This window comes from Holospora undulata HU1 (genome assembly GCF_000388175.3).
Lineage (GTDB): Bacteria > Pseudomonadota > Alphaproteobacteria > Holosporales > Holosporaceae > Holospora > Holospora undulata_A.
In genome coordinates, this window is record NZ_ARPM03000117.1 from 1 (window position 1) to 3,429 (window position 3,429).

Genomic DNA, 3,429 nt, shown 5'->3' on the forward strand with positions numbered 1-3,429 from the left:
TCTGTGATCGTGCTGGAAAACGGCTTATCGATTGGGAATTTGGTGATCGCTTGAGTCAAACATTCAAACGACTTTTTGAACGATTTAAAATGGAAAATTTTATTTTATTGCGCAGATCATTGGGCAGGTTTTAATAAAATTATTCCAATCCCCCACCCCTTTCAGGGAAAAGATAAAACCTTTTCCATTGAACAAAATAACGCTCCACACCGCCATTGGTTTGCAAGATTTCGCCCCCTCTTGCAAACACAAGATCTCTTGAAATGCTAGAGGGAACACTGCGTATTTTTGCGGAACTTCACGTTAATAAAACTTTGAAAATTAATCATGCTATCTTTGGTTAAAAGCCTCAAAAATTCTAAAATTAAAGCACATTAACTGGCGCAGGCTTTTTACACTTACTGACGTCTAATCGTAACAAAAAGGCCATCGCTTGTGTATCCAAAACCATTGCTCTGGATGTTTTTTCACCCATTCTTCTAGATATTGATTAACACAGTGCATAGTTTCTTTTGGACTGTTTTTATAAAAAATTGGAGGAAAAAATTTAACTTTAAATCCGCCATCCTTTAAACGCTGAGCACAAACAGGAATAAGAGGACAACGATATTTTTCAGCGCAACGCGCAGGAACCACTGTTGTATATGCTAAATGTCCCAAAAAAGGTAACAAGGGACCTTGCGAAAATTTCTGATCTACCAGTATTACTATTGCTTGATTAGACTGCAAAGCTTGAACAATAGCTTTTACTGAATGATCTTCCTTAGAAACAACACGATGACATGTTTGACTTTGAAATCTTTGCATTACTTTATCTACCCAAGGATTGTTTGCTTGCCGATATACTTGTGTAACTTTAAATCCACATTGTTTTAACGCAAGAGAAATCATTTGAAAATTCCCAAAATGTCCAGAAACGAAAATACACGGCCTTCCTTGGAAAGAAGAGATTCCCTCTTTTCCTTCAATTTGAATTTTTTTTAAGGAAAATGCTCCTAAATGGCAATACTCTCCACACACTGCTCCCCAATGGAACCACATTTTTTTTAATACATCTTTACGCCGATCCGCAGACCAGTCTGGAAAAACCTGGATCAAATTTTTCATTCCAACACGGTGAACTGGAAGCAGGGGGCCAATCCATTGCGCTAATTTTCCTGCGACTCTTGAGGCTCGTTGCACTCCTAAAAGACGAAACAGCGCTACCGCCCCCATAAATCCTGCAAATTCTATCAAATATCTTGTTTGTTTGATCCTGAACTTTAGAATTTTTAATAACATCACGCGGTAAGGAATATCCCTAAAAAACAGAATCTATTCTATCATGCCATATTAACAAAATATTATCTAGCTAAAATTAGGATGGGGTGACGAATTATTTTAATCTCTTTTAGCGATCTTTTTACGTTGGTTTAGATGCTAATAAAATTATGATAACTAATTTTTTCCCTTTATATTATATTTAAGTAAAACTAAGCTTTAAATTTAAAATGATTAAATTAAATAATAATTTATTTTTTATATTCTTTATTACTTTACTTTTTTCTCACCAAGGATATGCACCGCCGAAACATGGAAATAATTCCAAAAATGAACCAGCGGGATATCAATTAATTCAAAGAGTTCAAACTTATCAAGATGCTGTACACTATTTAAATATTGCATTTAATAATTATCCAACACAAAGAGAATTGATACCAGTAATATACTCAAAAATATTAAGTTTTTTATTTCCATACTTTAAGGAAATTATAGTCGATTTGGGACGCTCTGAAAAAGAGTCATTACAATCTCTTCTCTCAAGTATTAGAGAAAAACTATTTAATTTAGCTAAATCAATTTTTTTTCCTTTTATATTATTAAAACGGGATAAGTTAAAAGATGATCAATTAAGAAAAGATTTACAACCGGTGTATTTTCAGGATTTTTTTCCAAAATAGTAGCGGACAATCATTTAATTTTTTCTCCCCATTATCCTTTAAACTGGGCAAATATAGTCTTAAAGTCTATGCTAATCGATTGGTTTCAAGAGCTCTCGGATTGTTCACCTCTAGGCAATCATCAGATATTCTTATCAAATTTTATTTCTTCAAATGAAATGGTTCGTTTTAAAGAGCTTTTGAAAAGTAAGTACGATAGGTTTTTTAGTTATAATCGTTATAATTCACTTAATCAACACAGTTACGACCTTATTATGAACAATGCAATCTTTTTGCAAACGATCGGAGATAATGCTTTTGTAACCGGAATATACCAAAAATACAATGAATGGTTACGAAACTCTACTGCACCAGATGACGATTCTGAAACAGTACTGGATGGAAATTCTGATAATTATGATGATTTTGATGATTCTGAAACGGAAATGTACTAATTGAACATTCTATATAAGTAATAAATCAATATGGAGTGAAAATTTTAAAATTAAAATTCATAACAGTGTGTTCAAAACTACAGAATTTTATTATTAAAATGTTGTTCTTAAGGCCTGTCCACACTCGTTGGAGCCAAAAAGACTTGTAGAAAAGCATTTTTGAAATCTTATCCAGTGATGCTGAAAATAAGTACGCGATAATCGATTCAACGATTGTGTACGCTTATCAGCGTAGTTTCACTAAAAAAATACGTGAACCAAGCCATCTGAGTAGCAAGGTTCATGCAATATGGGATGCTTAAGGGATCCCATCGATGTTTACTTGATAAAAGATCAGGACCACAATCTGGAGGGGGAGATGCATTGATGGATTCTCCGTGAAGGCTGATAGGGTAAAGTGTATGATGCCGATGAACGTATGCAGTAAAAACATAAAGAAAAAGGTATAGGGGTGAGATCTCTCCTAAAAAAACCGTTTGAAGACTTCGTATTATTGATTTATAATAAATATTGTCTATAAATCCCGTCAACATTTTTCTAAACTCAAAGCAATACTGCGTCATTGCCACGCTCTATGATAAAACGTCTGTAAATTTTTGGGTAATATTCACTTGGCTTCAATTGTTCTTTGGCTTAATTGAGGACACGGCCTATATAGATTAGTCGATAGAAAAATTGATGAGTCTTTTGTGCGACTTATCACGAGCCCTTTTTTCTATACAAGTCTTTTGGCGAGGAAGAGTTTTTTACAGGCAAGCACTTAAGAGCTGCAAAGGTACTGTTTTGTTTCATATTTTTTAAATTTTAGAAAAAGTAATAAAAGCGAAAAAATAAGTATTACTTCTATTTATCAAAAAAGTTTTCTAAGTTGTGCATAAACACTGGATATAGTAAGATGAAAAAAAATTTTGAAAGTAGTGAAAAAGTTCATACTCCCCCATACTCCCCCTCACTTTTTTGAAGGGTCTTTAAAAGATCCGAAAGAGAGGCTATTTTATTAAAAATAAACAACAATGTTTAATGCAAATGAACCTCTCATCCTTAATAAATAAGAT

Annotated in this window: 4 protein-coding genes; 3 read left to right on the forward strand and 1 reads right to left on the reverse strand. The window is 33.3% G+C overall.

Annotation, left to right across the window (positions count from 1 at the left end):
• Window positions 1–215 precede the first annotated feature (215 nt).
• Window positions 216–344 (forward strand): hypothetical protein, encoded by a 129-nt coding sequence (locus tag K737_RS11435; protein ID WP_268743853.1) that lies wholly within the window; start codon window positions 216–218, stop codon window positions 342–344.
• A gap of 64 nt (window positions 345–408) precedes the next feature.
• On the opposite strand, the gene K737_RS02685 is transcribed toward K737_RS11435, so the two are convergent.
• On the reverse strand, window positions 409–1,281 hold the full coding sequence (locus K737_RS02685) for a lysophospholipid acyltransferase family protein (protein WP_024161393.1): 873 nt from the start codon (window positions 1,279–1,281) through the stop codon (window positions 409–411).
• Between the two features lie 209 nt (window positions 1,282–1,490).
• On the opposite strand from K737_RS02685, the gene K737_RS02690 reads away from it, so the two are divergent.
• Both K737_RS02690 and K737_RS02695 read left to right on the forward strand, forming a co-directional pair.
• Window positions 1,491–1,940, forward strand: coding sequence for a hypothetical protein (locus tag K737_RS02690; RefSeq protein WP_006302091.1), 450 nt, complete (start codon window positions 1,491–1,493; stop codon window positions 1,938–1,940).
• 68 nt (window positions 1,941–2,008) lie between these two features.
• On the forward strand, window positions 2,009–2,374 hold the full coding sequence (locus K737_RS02695; RefSeq protein WP_006302090.1) for a hypothetical protein: 366 nt from the start codon (window positions 2,009–2,011) through the stop codon (window positions 2,372–2,374).
• The last annotated feature ends 1,055 nt before the right edge of the window (window positions 2,375–3,429 follow it).

Coding starts and splice junctions, on each gene's coding strand:
- K737_RS02685 (WP_024161393.1), bottom strand. CDS start 1,281: ATGTTATTAAAAATTCTAAAGTTCAGGATCAAACAAACAAGATATTTG.
- K737_RS02690 (WP_006302091.1), top strand. CDS start 1,491: ATGATTAAATTAAATAATAATTTATTTTTTATATTCTTTATTACTTTA.
- K737_RS02695 (WP_006302090.1), top strand. CDS start 2,009: ATGCTAATCGATTGGTTTCAAGAGCTCTCGGATTGTTCACCTCTAGGC.